General features: G+C 42.1%; 16 protein-coding genes and 1 tRNA gene. 3 read left to right on the forward strand and 14 right to left on the reverse strand.

From position 1 onward, the window contains the following. The 9 genes from U2P89_RS06570 to U2P89_RS06610 form a co-directional block, all read right to left on the reverse strand. Positions 1 to 795 carry a MotA/TolQ/ExbB proton channel family protein gene (locus U2P89_RS06570; RefSeq protein ID WP_092027600.1) on the reverse strand — a complete coding sequence of 265 codons (795 nt, stop codon included), beginning with the start codon at positions 793 to 795 and terminating at the stop codon, positions 1 to 3. A 114-nt stretch (positions 796 to 909) separates the two neighbouring features. Then, positions 910 to 997: transfer RNA gene (locus U2P89_RS06575), tRNA-Ser, on the reverse strand. 187 nt (positions 998 to 1184) lie between these two features. Further along, positions 1185 to 1961 (reverse strand): TatD family hydrolase, encoded by a 777-nt coding sequence (locus tag U2P89_RS06580; protein WP_092027602.1) that lies wholly within the window; start codon positions 1959 to 1961, stop codon positions 1185 to 1187. Then, positions 1958 to 2653: a hypothetical protein gene (locus tag U2P89_RS06585; protein WP_092027604.1), complete on the reverse strand. Its 696-nt coding sequence runs from the start codon at positions 2651 to 2653 to the stop codon at positions 1958 to 1960. The genes U2P89_RS06580 and U2P89_RS06585 overlap by 4 nt, the downstream gene beginning before the upstream one ends. A gap of 54 nt (positions 2654 to 2707) precedes the next feature. Continuing rightward, on the reverse strand, positions 2708 to 3685 hold the full coding sequence (locus tag U2P89_RS06590) for a polyprenyl synthetase family protein (protein ID WP_092027606.1): 978 nt from the start codon (positions 3683 to 3685) through the stop codon (positions 2708 to 2710). Positions 3686 to 3757: 72 nt separating this feature from the next. Further along, a complete protein-coding gene (locus U2P89_RS06595) occupies positions 3758 to 4456 on the reverse strand; it encodes an energy transducer TonB (protein ID WP_322190985.1) in 699 nt (232 codons plus the stop codon). A 235-nt stretch (positions 4457 to 4691) separates the two neighbouring features. After that, a complete protein-coding gene (hpt, locus tag U2P89_RS06600) occupies positions 4692 to 5228 on the reverse strand; it encodes a hypoxanthine phosphoribosyltransferase (RefSeq protein WP_322190986.1) in 537 nt (178 codons plus the stop codon). Between the two features lie 75 nt (positions 5229 to 5303). Beyond that, positions 5304 to 5735, reverse strand: coding sequence for a thiol-disulfide oxidoreductase DCC family protein (locus tag U2P89_RS06605; RefSeq protein WP_092027613.1), 432 nt, complete (start codon positions 5733 to 5735; stop codon positions 5304 to 5306). Positions 5736 to 5752: 17 nt separating this feature from the next. Then, a complete protein-coding gene (locus U2P89_RS06610; protein ID WP_092027615.1) occupies positions 5753 to 6469 on the reverse strand; it encodes a tRNA1(Val) (adenine(37)-N6)-methyltransferase in 717 nt (238 codons plus the stop codon). Positions 6470 to 6659: 190 nt separating this feature from the next. Here U2P89_RS06610 and lon point away from each other — a divergent pair, with 190 nt between their 5' ends. Next, on the forward strand, positions 6660 to 9095 hold the full coding sequence (gene lon, locus U2P89_RS06615) for an endopeptidase La (protein WP_416188623.1): 2436 nt from the start codon (positions 6660 to 6662) through the stop codon (positions 9093 to 9095). A 101-nt stretch (positions 9096 to 9196) separates the two neighbouring features. Here the strand turns inward: lon and U2P89_RS06620 are convergent, their stop codons facing one another. Continuing rightward, positions 9197 to 10156, reverse strand: coding sequence for a calcium/sodium antiporter (locus U2P89_RS06620; RefSeq protein WP_322190988.1), 960 nt, complete (start codon positions 10154 to 10156; stop codon positions 9197 to 9199). A gap of 127 nt (positions 10157 to 10283) precedes the next feature. Further along, positions 10284 to 10802 carry an RNA polymerase sigma factor gene (locus U2P89_RS06625; RefSeq protein WP_019537761.1) on the reverse strand — a complete coding sequence of 173 codons (519 nt, stop codon included), beginning with the start codon at positions 10800 to 10802 and terminating at the stop codon, positions 10284 to 10286. Positions 10803 to 11262: 460 nt separating this feature from the next. Here U2P89_RS06625 and htpG point away from each other — a divergent pair, with 460 nt between their 5' ends. Then, the gene (gene htpG / locus U2P89_RS06630; protein ID WP_092027619.1) at positions 11263 to 13158 is read left to right on the forward strand and encodes a molecular chaperone HtpG; all 1896 of its coding nucleotides are present in this window, start codon (positions 11263 to 11265) and stop codon (positions 13156 to 13158) included. Positions 13159 to 13351: 193 nt separating this feature from the next. After that, positions 13352 to 14302 carry a type I pantothenate kinase gene (coaA, locus tag U2P89_RS06635; RefSeq protein WP_091906583.1) on the forward strand — a complete coding sequence of 317 codons (951 nt, stop codon included), beginning with the start codon at positions 13352 to 13354 and terminating at the stop codon, positions 14300 to 14302. A 93-nt stretch (positions 14303 to 14395) separates the two neighbouring features. Here coaA and U2P89_RS06640 read toward each other — a convergent pair whose 3' ends face one another. From U2P89_RS06640 to U2P89_RS06650, 3 genes are all read right to left on the reverse strand, one after another. Further along, complete coding sequence (locus tag U2P89_RS06640) at positions 14396 to 14785, reverse strand: HIT family protein (RefSeq protein ID WP_322190989.1); 390 nt, start codon at positions 14783 to 14785, stop codon at positions 14396 to 14398. A 75-nt stretch (positions 14786 to 14860) separates the two neighbouring features. Continuing rightward, complete coding sequence (greA, locus tag U2P89_RS06645) at positions 14861 to 15331, reverse strand: transcription elongation factor GreA (RefSeq protein WP_091906579.1); 471 nt, start codon at positions 15329 to 15331, stop codon at positions 14861 to 14863. Between the two features lie 144 nt (positions 15332 to 15475). After that, positions 15476 to 16636, reverse strand: coding sequence for a thioredoxin-like domain-containing protein (locus U2P89_RS06650; protein WP_091906577.1), 1161 nt, complete (start codon positions 16634 to 16636; stop codon positions 15476 to 15478). Positions 16637 to 16975: the final 339 nt, after the last annotated feature.

Here is a 16975-nt window from a genome sequence, read left to right on the forward strand (position 1 = left end):
TTATAAGCTTTTGTATTTAACGTTATATTTGATCACCTGATCCAGGAAAGTGATGGAAGCGTCTTCCATTTTACCAAGGATACCCTCCATTTTAGAAAGGATAAAGTTATAGATCACCTGAAGGATAAGCGCCACGATCAAACCACCTACGGTAGTGATCAGAGCCACCTTCATACCGCCAGCAACGATCGTCGGGCTCATGTCTCCTGCTCTCTGGATATCATCGAAAGCCTGTACCATACCTACTACCGTTCCCAAGAATCCGAGAGACGGAGCAATCGCAATAAAGAGAGTGATCCAGGAGAAGTTTCTTTCGAGCAGGCCAGACTGTACACCACCGTAAGAAACAATGGAGCGTTCTACTGCATCGGGCCCCTGGTCGAGACGAAGCAATCCCTGGTATACAATAGAAGCAACAGGGCCTCTGGTATTACGGGCTATGTCTTTTGCGGCTTCCACGTCACCCCTGTCGAGCGCATCGCCTATTTTATTGAGGAAAGGATCAGGATCTACATCTGCCAAACTCAGGTAGATAATTCTTTCGAGACAGAAAGCCAACCCCAAAATCAAAGCGATAGCGATCAGACTCATAAAGCTGGCACCGCCTTCAATAAATTTCACTTTCAGCGCCTGATGAAGACCGCCTGATGTTTCCTGAACGGCAGCCTGTGTTGTCTCAACCGAAGTAGTGGCAACTTGTTCTGTCTCTCCAGCAGTATCTTGCGCCAAAAGAACCGACGACAATCCTACGGACATCATTCCGAAGATCGCTAAAATTACAAATAACTTTTTCATTGTGTGTTCAATTTTTTGATTAATGATCTTTACTTGTTTGTTTTTAATATTTAAATTTCAGTTTTTCAGTCTATATCTTGATATTTATAGTGACTTTTTTCTTTTATTTGGGAGCGGAGAGAGCGGGATTCGAACCCGCGATACACTTTTGGCGTATACACGCTTTCCAGGCGTGCCTCTTCAACCACTCGAGCATCTCTCCCTAAAGAGAATGGAGATCTCTTTTGAAAGAGATTTTTCTGAAAACGGGTGCAAATTACAAAAAATATTTCATTCCCGCTCCATTCAGGAAACAAAATTACAGAATTTATCAAATATATACTACTTCTATCACAATAATTTTAATAAAAACCCATTTTCATACCTTAGGTTGATAAACGAGGGCCCGCTTAATCGCCTAATTTGAATAATTCACGGGCATTTCGACTGGTGATCCGTGCGACTGATTCCTGACTCTCATTCCATATCCCGGCCAGTTGCGTAATAACATGCAACAGATAGGCCGACTCGTTTCTCTTTCCCCTGTAAGGCACTGGTGCCAGATAAGGAGAGTCGGTTTCAAGTACTACCCGGTTGAAGGGACAATGTTTCAGCGTTTCAGACAAACCGGAGTTCCTGAAAGTCACCACTCCGTTGATCCCTATCAGGAAATTGTCCAACTCCAATATCGCTTCTAATTCTGCTTTTGTACCCCCAAAACTGTGAAATACACCTTTCAATGATGACGCCCCCACCTTTCGAATACTTTGTATCACCTCTTCGGTTGCATTCCTGAAATGGATGGACACAGGCAAATCTTTCTCAATGCTCCATTTCAATTGTTCTTCAAAAGCATGCATCTGAACTTCCCGCAGCGAAGTATCCCAATAGAGATCAATCCCTATCTCTCCCACGGCTATATAATCTCCGGAGTTTAACTCCCGGTAAATAATATCTAACTGCTTTTCCCAGTTTCCGGTCACACTGGTGGGATGAAGTCCCATCATCGGATAAAAAAAACCGGGGTAATCCAATACGCATTGCTTCAGGTGTACAATAGAGGTTTCATCGATATTAGGCAGCAATACTTTCTCTACCCCCACCTCTTTTGCGTGAATCACTACTTCAGACAGATCATCCTTAAATTCTTCCACAAACAGATGAGCGTGCGTATCAATGAGATTCATTCCGCGATTTCTCCTTTTCTATAATAATAAACGATACCATATTCCCTATTACGGGCAAGTCGTTTTTCGGGAGATAAACCACTGTTGTGCTTTTCCACCTCTTCCCATATCTCAAAAATAATCTTATCCACTTTTTCCCGGTAGGCAGCAACGTCCTCTAAGACACGGGCCGTAGCCTTCTGATGTAATTTCTGGGTCTGGTATCCTTCTTTAAAAAGGGTGAACATGACCTTCACCTTGGCAATGGAGGGATTATAAATGGGGACTCCACCCTGTATGGTACGTTGATGCTCCCCATCAATGATTTTTTGGCCCCATTCCAACAGTTGCTCGTTAGAGGTTAAATCAGGAACAACCATATTGGCTTCTTCCAACCCATACAGAGCTAGCTGTTCTTCTTTAATCTCGGAGCGCATCACACACATATATAGTACCTGTATAAAATGGGAAATATACATACGGGCATTTTTCGTTTTTCCGGCAAAGGATTTCCCGGCTTTTATCTGTGTATCGTACAACTGCTGATAACGGGCAGACAAATGTTCGAAATGAGTCAATACACTCTTAGCCTCATCAAGAGTTCCCGTGGAGAATAAGAGCTCCTGAAAATCGGTATCGGCCGCTTTTTCAACTGCCGATCTCAAGGCCCTGATACGGGCGCTGTCTGTATTTGGTAATCTACGATAGGGCATGTAACTAACGGCTATGCTTCATCAATAAGCCTCTTCTTTTTTCTTTTTTTATTATTACTTCTCTCTGTACATCAGATTTTCCGCTAAAGAGATCAGATCCCTTTTATGATCATCGGTAATATTGATTGATGACAGATAATCAAGCGACGCAAGGTAATACTTTTCGATAAGATTTTCAACGACAAATTTCAAATTTAATTCATCATAAACATTTTTAACAAACCTGATTTTTTCGTCAGGATCGTATTCGGTTGCAGTCAACCATCTGTTCAATTCCTCTCTTTGCATATCGTTTGCATTCTTTAAGCATCTGATCAACAGAAAGGTTTTCTTATTGCATAGGATATCTCCCCCTATTTTTTTCCCAAATGTCTCGGGATTACCATATACATCCAGCAAGTCGTCCTTTAACTGAAATGCCAGCCCTATATTGATTCCGAATTCATAAAGCAAATCGGCATCTTCAGTCGGAGCCCCGGCTATGATGGCACCGATCTTCAAGGCACAAGCGATGAGTACCGCCGTTTTCAGGCGTATCATCTCGATGTATTCTTCTTCTCTTACGTCGAGCCTTTGTTCAAAATCCATATCGTATTGCTGTCCTTCGCATATTTCCATGGCTGTGGTAGAAAACAACTCTAAAATATCAGGAAGTACGTCAACAGGTACTTTAGCGATATACCTATAGGCTTCAATGACTAAAGCATCACCCGAAAGAATAGCACTATTTTCACTCCATTTTTTATGTACAGTCGGATATCCGCGCCTCAAATCGGCATTATCCATCAAATCGTCATGGACAAGGGAGAAATTATGGAATATTTCTACCGCCAAGGCAGCATCCAGAACCTCTTCCGGATTTTTACCGAAAAGATCTGCCGCCATCAGTGTCAGTAATGGCCTAAGCCGCTTCCCTCCCAAGGACAATATATATTCAGCAGGAGCAAATAGCGTCCTTGGCTGATAATCTTTCAATACTCTCCTGATGGAATCATCTATGAGTTTTTCAAAAACAGATATTTTATGTTTCATCTCGATAGATATAAGTAAAGAAAGCTGCTTTTGGGATTCAAAAGCAGCTTTCTTTATAATTTTATAATCATTTTAGTTCTGTAAACGGAACACTACCGGCAGTGTAAATCGAACACGTACTGCGGATCCACGTTGTTTTCCGGGTTTCCAGCGAGGCATCTGTTGGATCACACGGATAGCCTCTCTATCGAGGGACGGGTCTACCCCGCGTACCACCTGCACGTCGGTGATGCTACCATCTCTCTCAACTACAAAGTTACAGATTACACGTCCCTGAATACCGTTTTCCTGTGCAATGACCGGATACCTGATATTGTCACTCAGGAACTTCATCATGGCAGCCTGTCCTCCGGGGAATTCCGGTTGTTCTTCCACCACTACGAAGATCTCTTCTGTCACCTCTTCCTGTTTCGGTTTCGGTGGTGGAGGTGGAATATAAACCTCTGTCTGTCTCTGAGTCTGGTCGTCTTCCGTCTTTATCTCCATTCGAGTATCCACCTTCTCTTCTACCACCACGATTTCTTCGGGTGCTGCTGGTTCTGGAGGAGGAGGGGGAGGGGGAGGTGTCGGTTCACGACGAGTAATCTCGATTTCCTCTTCGGCCAAAACATCCTGAACAATGACATTTTCGTCAAGCTTCCGGGTTTCGGTCGACCATTCAAAAGCGAAGAAAAGGATAGAAACACCCAACACCAATCCCATCAGGATATATGTGCCTCGATGTCTTTCCAGATTCGCTTTCGGCGTTTTTTTTACTTCATCTTTGTTCATTGTGTCTCTTTTTTTATCTACTGCTTGTTCCTTTCACTCTGTTTAAATGCAAAAATAGCTATTTTTTTCTTCCGTACTGCAATTTATAAAGAAAATTGCGAAAAAAAGCACTTTTTAATTTCTTTAATTGCGTTTATCCACTTTTTCACATTTCTGTGATGTCCCTTTCACCATGCCGGTTTCTACTCTTTAACATTATGACGATTTATACCGGCCGGGGTTTAATGAAAGATATTTATTTTACCTTATATATATCTTTAAGGTTTCTGCCATATCCATCGTAATCCAATCCATAACCAACAATAAAATCATTGGGGATCTCAAGCGCCACATAATCTATATGGAGTTTCTGCCGCAATGCAGCAGGTTTAAACAACAAGGTGGCAACCTTTACCTCCAGGGGATTATATTTCTCCAATTCCTTTTTAAGCGCCACCATAGTATTCCCGCTATCTACAATATCTTCCACAATCACCACATTGCGTCCTTCGATGCTTTCATTCAAGCCCAGCACCTCCTGCACTTTGTTTGTAGTAGAAGTTCCTTGATAGGAAGCGAGACGTACGAATGTAATTTCACTGGGGATGGAAACCTTCTTCATCAACTCTCCGGCAAACATAAAAGCACCGTTGAGCACAGCCAGAAAGACAGGGTCCTTCCCTTTCAGGTCTGAATCTATCTGCTCGGCAATCCGCTTTATTCCCTGTTCAATGATCTCTTGCTCAATAAACAATTCAAATTGTTTATCCTTGATGGTTATGACTTCTTTCACTATTCCGGATTTTTTTAAAGCGTCAAAATTACTACTTTTTATGATTTTACAAAAATGAAAATAGCTTTTTCAGCATTATAATGGATAATTCTCAGATAACCACGCCGGGAAATCAACATCGTTCAGAAAAAGCATTTTTTCTTCACCGTTAAACACAGGGCAAACACGCATTTTTATTTTTTTTCGAATTGCTGAGATACAATCATATCCTATATCTGAGAGAAAGCGGGGAAACACTTTCAACATTTTGTAGAAAATGGAACCGGCATTCAATTGAGAGAAAATAAAAGAAACTGCTTCTGATTTGGTCAAGAATTCCGTCTCATTTTTAAAGATGACAATGGAATTATAAGTCATCTTTTCATTAAAATGCAAGAATAAATCGTTGGCGAAATCCGATTGCAAAGACGCAAACCTGAAAACCCGGCCGGCATCTCTCTCTATGATCCATTTCACCCAACGATGACAGACACCGCATTCTCCGTCGTAAAAAATAATAGGTTTCATTTTTCTATACAAAGATATCAAAGATGAACATAAAAACTGCTTACCAGGCCGGTAAAATCTTTAGTGTATTGGTGGCGGCTATTTTCAATGATGAGCGAACTTGTTTCTATATGACCGGTTGGGCACATCGTCAACTCAACCAATAGCCGTTTCGGTTCACTATCCGGCAAAGGGTATACAATAGTTTTCCGTTTCATGTAAAACAGATATTTCTCACACAAGGCGTCTAACTCCTCCCTCTTGTCGTAAGGGAGGATAAGGGAGAGCGTCCCATGGTTTTTAAGGCAGCTCCGGGCGGAAACCAATAAATCATCCAACGTCAGCGAGACGGAATGCCTTGCCCTTGACCGTCTTTTGTCCGGAGGCAAAAGAGAATCAGTAAAATAAGGAGGATTGGAAACAATCAGGTCAAAACGCTTCGAACTCCCCTGGACAAACTGCTGGAAAGCCAACAATTCTATGCCAATTCTGTCAGAAAAAGGAGAATTTCCTATATTCTCTTTCGCCTGCTCCACTGCTCGTTCATCTATATCGATAGCAACCACCCTTGCCTGCGGGTTACGTTGCACTACCATTAATGCAATGAGTCCGGTACCTGTTCCTACATCCAGTACTTCTGTCGCGTTTTCCACGCTGGCCCATGCTCCCAGCAGCACACCATCAGTACCCACTTTCATTGCACATTTATCGTGAAAGACAGTGAATTGTTTGAACCGAAAATAAGGATTACTCATAATTAATTGAAAATTGAAAATGATAATTGAAAGTTTCCAATTAGTAACTAGTAATTTCTAATTGGCAATTGCAATAATTTTGGCACGGATTTTGATCGATACTATTCAGTACAAAACCAAAAACAAAAGTAAACATTTTCTGTCTTAAAGACAGATACAAAACACAATGATGAATCCATTCAAAAAATATATGGCCCCTGAAGAGTACCCCGAAACAAATGTAATATCTTTTATTGCCAGCGATTTCGTTGACGGGAATCAGGAGATAGACGAATCTCAATTGGGGGAAACCCTTCCCTTGCTCCCGTTACGTAATACGATTGTTTTTCCAGGCAGTACACTGCCAATATCGGTAGGACGAAAAAAATCTCTGGATCTGATCAAATCGTTTGGAAAGAAGCAAAAATACATCGGACTGGTATGTCAGAAAGATTCCATCGTAGATGATCCGGCAGAGAATGACCTCTATCCGGTCGGCGTAATTGCAGAAGTAATACGTGTTATTGAATTGGGGGACAACAATCTAAGCATCATCGTACAGGCAAGAAAACGGTTTGAATGGCAACAGGTCGTCCAAACCGAACCGTATTTGATGGCAACTTTCAAAATAAGGGAGTATTTGAAAGCATCGAAAGAGGATAAAGAATTCAAAGCAATCCTGGATTCCATCCGGGATTCCCTGCTTCACATGCTCCATATGCTGGGTGAACCGCCCAAGGAGTTGGTACAAACCCTCAGCAGTGAATCTTTTTCCGACATGCTGATCAGTTATAGTGGCACCAATTTACCTATTGATGCACATGAAAAGCAGGAACTCCTCAGCATTAACGATGAGAAAGAACAAGCTTATCGACTGCTAATGATACTAAATCGTGAGTCTCAGATACTGGAACTAAAAATGAACATCCAGATGAAGACCCGGGAAGATCTGAATCAACAGCAGAAAGAGTATTTTCTCCAGCAGCAGATCAAAACCATCCAGGAAGAACTGGGCGGAAATACGCAGCAAATCGAGATCGATGAATTCAGGAAACGGGCAAAAGAGAAAAAATGGAGCGATGAAGTAGCAAAAACATTCGAAAAAGAGATACAGAAACTGGAACGCCTGAATCCCCAGTCGCCCGATTACTCGGTACAGTTCGGGTACCTGCAGACCATTCTCGAACTGCCGTGGGGCATTTACACCAAGGACAATTTCAACCTGAAGAATGCTCAAAAGGTGCTCGACAAAGACCACTTCGGCATGGAGAAAGTAAAGGAGCGTATCATTGAACACCTTGCCGTATTAAAACTGAAGGGCGACCTGAAATCCCCTATTCTCTGCTTATACGGCCCTCCGGGTGTAGGTAAAACCTCATTGGGAAAATCCATAGCCGAAGCGCTTAACCGTAAATATGTACGTGTTTCGCTTGGCGGCCTGCATGATGAAGCGGAAATACGCGGGCACCGCCGTACCTATATCGGCGCTATCCCGGGCAGGATTATACAAAACATACAAAAAGCCGGCTCATCCAACCCCGTTTTCGTGTTAGATGAAATAGACAAGATCGGAAATGATTTCAGGGGTGATCCTTCCTCGGCTCTGCTCGAGGTATTGGATCCGGAACAGAATTCTACTTTTCATGACAACTTCCTTGCCATCGATTACGATCTGTCGAAAGTACTTTTCATTGCCACGGCAAACAACCTCAATTCCATTCCGCAGCCGTTGCTCGACCGGATGGAGTTGATCAATGTGGGAGGCTATATCACCGAGGAGAAAATCGAGATTGCCCATCGCCATCTTATTCCCAAAGAGCTTCAGAACCACGGTATAGCAAAAGGAGCATTCACTATTTCCAAACCGGCCTTACAGAAGATCATAGAAAACTATACCAGGGAATCAGGGGTACGTGAACTGAACAAAAAAATCGCCAAGATCATGCGAAAAGTAGCCCGCAAGATCGCATCGGAAGAGCCTTATCCTAAAACGCTCAAAGTATCCGATCTGAAAGAATACTTAGGTATTGAGGAGTACAGCAGGGACAGTTACCAGGGCAACCAGTACGCCGGGGTGGTGACCGGTCTGGCATGGACTGCCGTAGGTGGTGAGATTCTTTTCGTGGAAAGTTCACTCAGCCGGGGAAAAGGCGCCAAACTCACACTTACCGGAAATTTGGGTGATGTGATGAAAGAATCGGCAATGCTTGCCATGGAATATATCCATTCTCATGCGCAGGAACTGGACATCGATCCGGAAATTTTTGAAAGCTGGAATACCCATATCCATGTACCGGAAGGCGCTATGCCTAAAGACGGCCCCTCAGCGGGTATTACAATGATCACTTCCCTGGCGTCGGCCTATACACAACGGAAAGTACGCCCCAACCTGGCGATGACCGGTGAGATCACCCTGCGCGGAAAGGTACTCCCTGTAGGCGGTATCCGCGAGAAGATACTGGCGGCAAAACGGGCAGGGATCAAAGAAATTATCCTTTGTAGGGATAATAAGAAAGATATTGATGAGATCAATCCTAAATATGTGGAAGGACTCACGTTTCACTATGTAAGTGACGTGAAAGAGGTGTTAGACCTGGCGCTTATGGATGAGAAGGTGGATCAGCCGAAAAACTTTTCAACAAAATAAAGGAGAAATCTCAAAAGTAAATAACGATTTTCAATTTTTTGATGACATCAGCGTATCCCATTGGCATGGAAGCCTCTTCGGATACGCTGTTTTTTCATCTTTTACATCGTGGAGAGCTTGACGGAAAAGTAAACCAGATAGAACAGGATAAAAGCAACTCCCTGCCATCGGGTGATGCGGGTGCCTCGTTTCATAAAGATCCATAATAACAGGCTGATCCCAATCACAAAGAGGCTGTCGATATAATTGATATCGGGCGCACTAATCGGCTGGATCATCCCCGCTACTCCCAGTATCAACAGAATATTGAGAATATTGGATCCCACTACATTCCCTATCGCTATATCCGCCCGCTTTTTGACGGCCGCCACCACTGAAGTAGCTAACTCCGGCATACTAGTGCCTGCCGCCACAATAGTAAGCCCTATCATTGCTTCCGACATTCCCAGCCGCGCTGCAATAATTACCGCGTTCTCAACCAGCAGGTCGGAACCATATACCAAACCCAGCAATCCCACTCCAATCAATAAAATATCCAACGTCCAGTGTTTATTTAAACGTATCTCTTCCTCCAAACGTATCTCTTTTTCGCTATCGCTATCCTGTGTTTTTATATTTTTCTTTTTTGAAGAAATCAAAAGATATACCGTATAAGAGACAAGCATCACAATAAAGATGAAGGCCTCAATCTTCGAAATTATGGAATCAAGAAAAAACAGAAAAAACAACAACGTTGTCAATATCATCACCGGCACATCCAGTTTCAGCAACTGCCTCTTTACCGCCAACGGGTAAATCATGGCTGCCAGTCCAAGAATAAGTCCTATATTAAAAAAATTCGACCCCAGCACATTGCCCATAGAGAGTGCGCTTTGCCCGCTCATAGCAGCCTTCACACTCACTACCAATTCCGGCGCACTGGTACCTACTGAAACAATGGTCAGCCCGATTATCAACGGACTGATACCGATACGTTTTGCCAACGATGACGCTCCGGAAACCAAACCCTCCGCACTAAAATACAAAATAACCAGCGAAACCAATAACCAAACAATCTCCATAATCTAACCTGTCTTTTTCTCAATTGGGATACAAATATAGTCTGTCATCCCGAAATATCCTAGCTACCCATAAAAAAACCCCTTTGTGCAAAAAGGGGTCTTTGTTCTTTACTCTTTATTCTTCCAATTATTCAGAATAAAATCTAAAATCCTTGAGTAACTCCTGAAGCCGCTTTCTGGCAAAAAATATCCTGCTCTTTACAGTACCGATCGGTAATCCAAGATGTTTTGCTATCTCTTCATATTTATATCCTGAAACGTGCATTGAGAAAGGTACCTTATATTCATCGGTAAAACTATTGATTGCCTTGTTGATCTCTTTGATCGTATAAGCTCCGTCAGGCGTGTCAAAACCGGAATCCTGCGGTAAATTCAGATGATACAGATTCTCTGTCTTGTCAATGATAGTCTGGCTCCTGACGATCTTACGATAATTATTCACGAAAATATTATGCATGATGGTGAAAACCCATCCTTTAAAATTGACATTCTCATAATATTTTTCCTTGTTATCCAGTACACGAAGAGTTGTTTCCTGCAACAGATCTTTAGCTTCTTCCCGGTCGGCTGTCAATGTCAATGCGAAGTTGAACATGTTATCCTGCAGCCCCAATAGCTGTTTTTCGAAAGAAATCTTTGTTTTCATAAGCGATGTGCTTTAGTTGTGTTAAATGATCGTTGTCCTTGCAAATATAAAGAGATATATTTAAAAACTACTCCCTTTATACACCCAAAAACGATTAATTAGTGTTAACAAATACAGAATCACTAAAAATATACTGATAAACAGACAAATAAACATCAAAAAAAACATACTTAAAACCCTCGATAACTGATAAAAAAAATTTATGTCTTAAATCATTGAATAAATGATTACAATAGATTTAAAGCCGTGGATTTTTTTAGACCAATTCTAAATAATTTTTTCAGATGACAAGCAAATATTCCATATGTTAATCCTCCGGTTTAACACAACTGGTTAATTATCGGGAAAGAAAGAAAAATTCCAATTCCCCGATCCTGCCAATCGGGCTTTATGGCATACTATTTGCTCTTGAAAATGGGTAATTGATAATTTGTAATTAGTAATTTGTAATTAAACATATATGATACAAAAAGGACAGATAGGGGTAACGACTGACAACATTTTCCCCATTATTAAAAAGTTTCTCTACAGTGATCATGAGATTTTCATCCGTGAGATCGTGTCGAACGCAGTAGATGCTACACAGAAAATGAAGACCTTAGCCGACGTCGGCGATTTTAAAGGTGAGTTGGGAGATCTATCGGTACATATCTCCATTGACAAGAAAAATAAAACGCTTACCGTATCCGACCGTGGTATCGGGATGACCGCCGAAGAGGTGGACAAATATATCAATCAGATAGCGCTCTCTTCTGCCAATGATTTTCTGGATAAATACAAGGAGAACGCAAATGCCATCATCGGCCATTTCGGATTGGGTTTTTATTCCTCATTCATGGTCTCTAAAAAGGTTGAGATCGTAACCAAATCCTATAAAGAAGATGCACAGGCCGTAAAATGGTCATGCGACGGAACTCCCGAGTTCACAATGGAAGAGACTGCCAAAAATGACCGGGGTACTGACATCATTCTCCATATAGACGATGACAATAAGGAGTTTCTGGAAAAGAACAAGATTGAATCGTTACTCAAAAAATATTGTAGATTCCTCGCCGTACCGGTCGTTTTCGGAAAAAAACAGGAGTGGAAAGAAGGTAAATATGTAGATACCGGAGAGGACAATGTAGTCAATGATACTAATCCTCTATGGCGACAGAAACCGGCAGGCTTAAAAGAAGAAGATTACCTGAAATTCTACCGGGAGTTATATCCTCTTTCCCTGACCGACGAGCCTATGTTCTGGATCCATCTGAACGTGGATTACCCGTTCCACCTCACCGGTATCCTCTATTTTCCAAAAATAAAGAATAATCTGGATCTGCAACGTAATAAGATACAACTGTACAGCAATCAGGTTTTCGTGACCGATTCGGTAGAAGGCATTGTGCCCGAATTCCTTACACTGCTACATGGTGTAATCGATTCACCCGATATTCCTTTGAATGTCTCCCGCTCTTACCTGCAAAGCGACCAGAACGTAAAAAAGATATCAAACCACATTACCAAAAAAGTGGCTGATAAGCTGGAAGAACTGTTCAAGAAAGAACGTACCCGGTATGAAGAGAAGTGGGACAGCCTGAAATTGTTTATTGAATACGGAATGCTTTCCGACGAAAAATTCTGTGACAGAGCTCTCAAATTTGCCTTGTTGAAAAATATGGAGGGCAAATATTTCACTTCAGAAGAATACAAAACGCTAATCGAATCGGCCCAAACCGACAAGAATGGGAACCTTGTCTATCTCTATGCAAACGACAGACAGGAGCAATACAGCCACATCGAGGCAGCGAAAGAGAAGGGTTACGATGTGCTTCTGATGGACGGACAACTCGATACCCACTGGATGGGACTTCTGGAACAGAAATCGGAAAAGACCCGCTTTGTGAGAGTGGATAGCGATACCATCGAACATATCATTGAGAAGGAAGAAGAAACAAAAGTGGAATTGACCGACCAGCAGAAAGAGAATGTGTCGGAAGCGGTGAAATCACAACTCCCGACAATGGAAAAAACAGAATTCAGTGTCGATTTCAAAGCCTTTGGAGAAACTTCCCGGCCGATTCAAATCACTCAAAACGAATTCTCAAGAAGGATGAAAGAGATGGCAGCCATGCAACAACAGATGGCTTTCTATGGTGAAATGCCTGATACATACCAGATCGTGCTGAATGTACAGCATCCGTTCGTCAAAGAACTGATCAATGAGAGCGAACAGAAGGATAAAGAAGCGCTCATTGCACAAGTTACATCCGACAAGCGGTTAAAGCAGATGGTCGACCTGGCCCTCCTTTCTAATGGAATGCTCAAAGGGGAAGCATTGAGCAACTTCGTGAAAAGAAGTTTCGAAATGATCTGATTTCAGATTCAAGATTCAAGATCCAGGATTAACTGTGATTTCGGGCTTTGGATTGAGGTTTTGGGATTGTAATTCACACTCAGGCACCTAACCACCTTTCTACTTAGGCACTCTAATCATGGACCAAGTAAAAAACCGGTAAACCATACGGTTTACCGGTTTTTACTTTATCTTTGCAACAAAAAATTGTGCAATGAACAAAGCATACGAGGTGACTTTCTCTCCTTTTCGTGCTTTCACCCGTGAGGAGTGGAGCAAATTGGAAGAGCATCCCATGTTTCCTGTTTCCGATATCGATCTGACTAAATTGCAAGCACTCAATGAGCCGCTCACCCTCGACGAAGTGGAAGATATCTATATCCCCATGATCCGGCTGCTACAGATCCATCTTACCCACTATCGCAATCTGCACAACGAACGGGACCAGTTTTTCTCCAATACAAGCAAACCAATTCCTTATATTATTGGTATAGCCGGAAGTGTGGCTGTAGGCAAGAGTACCACTGCCCGGGTGTTACAGAAACTGCTTTCCATGACTCCGGAGCAACCGAAAGTGGAACTGATTACTACCGACGGCTTCCTCTACCCCAACGAAGAGTTGGAAAGGCGCGGCCTACTGAATAAAAAAGGATTTCCCGAGAGTTATGATGCCAAACAATTGCTGGCATTTCTTGCCAGCGTAAAATCGGGACGTGACACATTCGAAGTTCCCGTCTATTCGCATCTTTATTACGATGTGATGCAGGGTCAGATGCAAATCATAGAACGACCTGATATCCTTATCGTGGAAGGTATCAATGTATTACAGGTATCGCCCGGTAAAAAGATGCGGAGAAGAGTCTTTGTATCCGACTTTTTCGATTTCTCTGTATATGTTGATGCAAGCGAGAAAGATTTGCGTGAATGGTATATCGAACGGTTTAAAAAACTACAACAAACGGCTTTTCAGGATCCCAATTCCTATTTCCACAGATATGCCTCCTATTCGGAAAAAAATTTGTTGAAATTTGCCAATGAGGTATGGGAAGAGATCAACCTGCCCAACCTGCAACAAAATATTCTCCCCACACGCTTCCGAGCTGACCTTATCCTTGAAAAAGGAGAGTGCCACTTTGTCAGAGGTATCCGTATCAGAAAAATATAGAGATTCTCTTCTGATATAGTGGACCCGGAAATTAAAAAGATGAACCTCCGGGGGAAGTTCATCTTATATTCTAGGGTAAGTTTACATTTCTGATCAGAATGCCTTACGAATTCTCTCAGCAATCTCTTCGAATTCCTGTGGCGAAAGTTGTAACTTAGGATTGGCAAGACTCATGTCACCCTCTTTCTGGATAGGGATCAGATGAATATGCGCATGCGGAACCTCCAAACCGATTACCATCATCCCCACTCTTTTACAGGGAATGGCTTTCTCTATCGCCTTTGTCACTTTTTTTGCAAAAACTGCCATATCAGACAAAAGAGAATCATCCAAATCGAAGAGATAATCAATCTCCTGCTTGGGAACAACCAAGGTATGTCCTTTCGACATTGGGCGGATATCAAGAAAAGCATAAAACCGGTCGTCTTCCGCAATCTTATAGGAAGGAATCTCACCCACGATAATTTTGCTAAAAATAGTCATCTTTTAGTGAAAAATTAAAAGTGAAAAATCAAAAATCCACTATCCCTAGTCTTGGTTCTTGAATCCTGGTTCTATTCAAACCGATATTTCAACAACCTCAAACGTCATGGTACCCGACGGCACTTTTATTTCGGCAACATCACCCACTTTTTTACCCATCAAACCTTGGGCAATAGGGGTATTGACGGCAATTTTGCCGTTTTTCAAATCAGCTTCACTCTCCGACACGAGCATATAGGTCATCAACTTGTTCGTTTTGAGATTCTTGATTGTGACCTTGTTCATAATCTGCACTTCGTCCGTACCAATGGCGCTCTCATCAATAAGACGGGCATTTGCAATAAGATTCTTCAACTGGGAGATTTTTGCTTCCAGCATCCCTTGCGCCTCTTTCGCCGCATCATATTCTGCATTTTCAGACAGGTCGCCCTTATCCCTTGCTTCAGCAATCTGGCGCGATATTTCAGGTCTCTGCACAGATTCTAATTCTACCAATTCTTCTTTCAATTTCCGAAGTCCTTCTTCGGTCATATACGTTACAGCCATAGTTCTCTTTTTTTATACTTTAAACTCAACGTAAAGAAAAAGAATTCCGGCCTTTACTCCAAGACCGGAACCCCTTTTTTCCATGTTTATACTTTTTACAAAGATAACGCTTTATTCCAATCAGACAAAATTTTCAGGTATGTTTTACAACACCTTATCCAGTTCACCGGCTAATTGATCGTAGTTTTCAATCCGGGCTATAATGTCTCCCTCACGATTAATAAGAAAGGCCGTAGGTATTTGTCTCACATTATAGGTAGCCAATAAAGTGGAGTTGACCGATCTTGGATCTCTGACGGTAAGCCAGGGGAGATTGGCAGCCGATGTTTTCCAGAAATGTTCATCCGAGTCGAACGATACCTGATATATTTCAAAACCCTTCGATTGGTAGCGACCATACAGATTATTCAGATCCATATTGTGCTTCGGAGAAAAGTCGGCACTATACACGGAAAAGTCAAGCAAGACTACTTTTCCATTCAGTGAAGACAACGCCACTTTACGTCCATCCACCTCCGACAAGACAATATCGGGCAAGCCCGTTCCTTCTTCTACAGGTATATTTTCTAACAGTTTCGCTTGCTGTTCCTGCTGTCTTCTGGCCTTCAAGGCATTCATTGTAAACTCATAGAGGTGTTTTGTCCTTTCGGTATCAGGATAATAACGATTCCATGAAGTAGCCACAGCACCGAACATCGCATAATCCTGCCTGTTATAGGGATCAAAAATCAGCCAGTCGTTTATTTTCTGGAAAACAGCATAATAGGCCGTCGCACCCGACGGATTTCCCAGGATCAACTTCGTTACTGCCGTTTTATATTGCTGCAATGTGGTATCCAATTGTTCAATAAATGCCATATCATCAATCGATCCGGATTTGTGTTGATCCTCCAGCCCGGCAATTTTCTGCGCTGCATCCCGGGTAAGCGCATCCACCTCTTTCATTTGGTCATTGGTGGGCGAATTTTCCACAACAAACGAATTATACCAATCTGAAGCATCGGCACTGATATGGAGAGTCTCCGTAGAGTCCACAGCAAAAACGGCAATCCGGCTCCCAATACGTAGTTGATAAAACTCCGGATTTTCAGGAGCCGATTGCTTGAAAGCAAACGCCCCGTCATTCTTCAACACCGTTGAATCAAGTACGCTGACACCGGCCAAGCCACGATGTTCGAGATATAAAGTATCTCCTTCCGCAGATCTGATATTCCCTGTTACTTTAAATGTATCTCCCTGTTTACAGGAAAAAAACATCATGCCTATCAACATGAACGGCAAAAATCTCCTCAGTTTTTTCTTCATATATTATTCAATTGTTATTCGTATCCGGTTGTTGTTCAATTGTTGTTCAGCTGTTATCCAACTGTTATTCGTATCCGGTTGTTGTCCAATTGTTGTTTGAAAATTACGCACGAAGCGCAAACAACGGTGAAGCCGAATAACAGCGTAGCTGAATAACGCGAAGCGAATAACGGCGAAGCTGAAAAACAATAGAATTGAATTAACGTGTAACTAATTGCAAATTTACATGATTTTCTTTTGAAACGTGAATGTTTCGAATAATTATTACTTTGGATATCTAATAAATTACTCATGTTTCGCACTTCCCTCAAACCATTGACAAAGAAATAGAAGGGAAAT

Source organism: Proteiniphilum sp., from assembly GCF_034331125.1.
In the GTDB taxonomy this organism is placed as follows: Bacteria; Bacteroidota; Bacteroidia; order Bacteroidales; family Dysgonomonadaceae; genus Proteiniphilum; species Proteiniphilum saccharofermentans.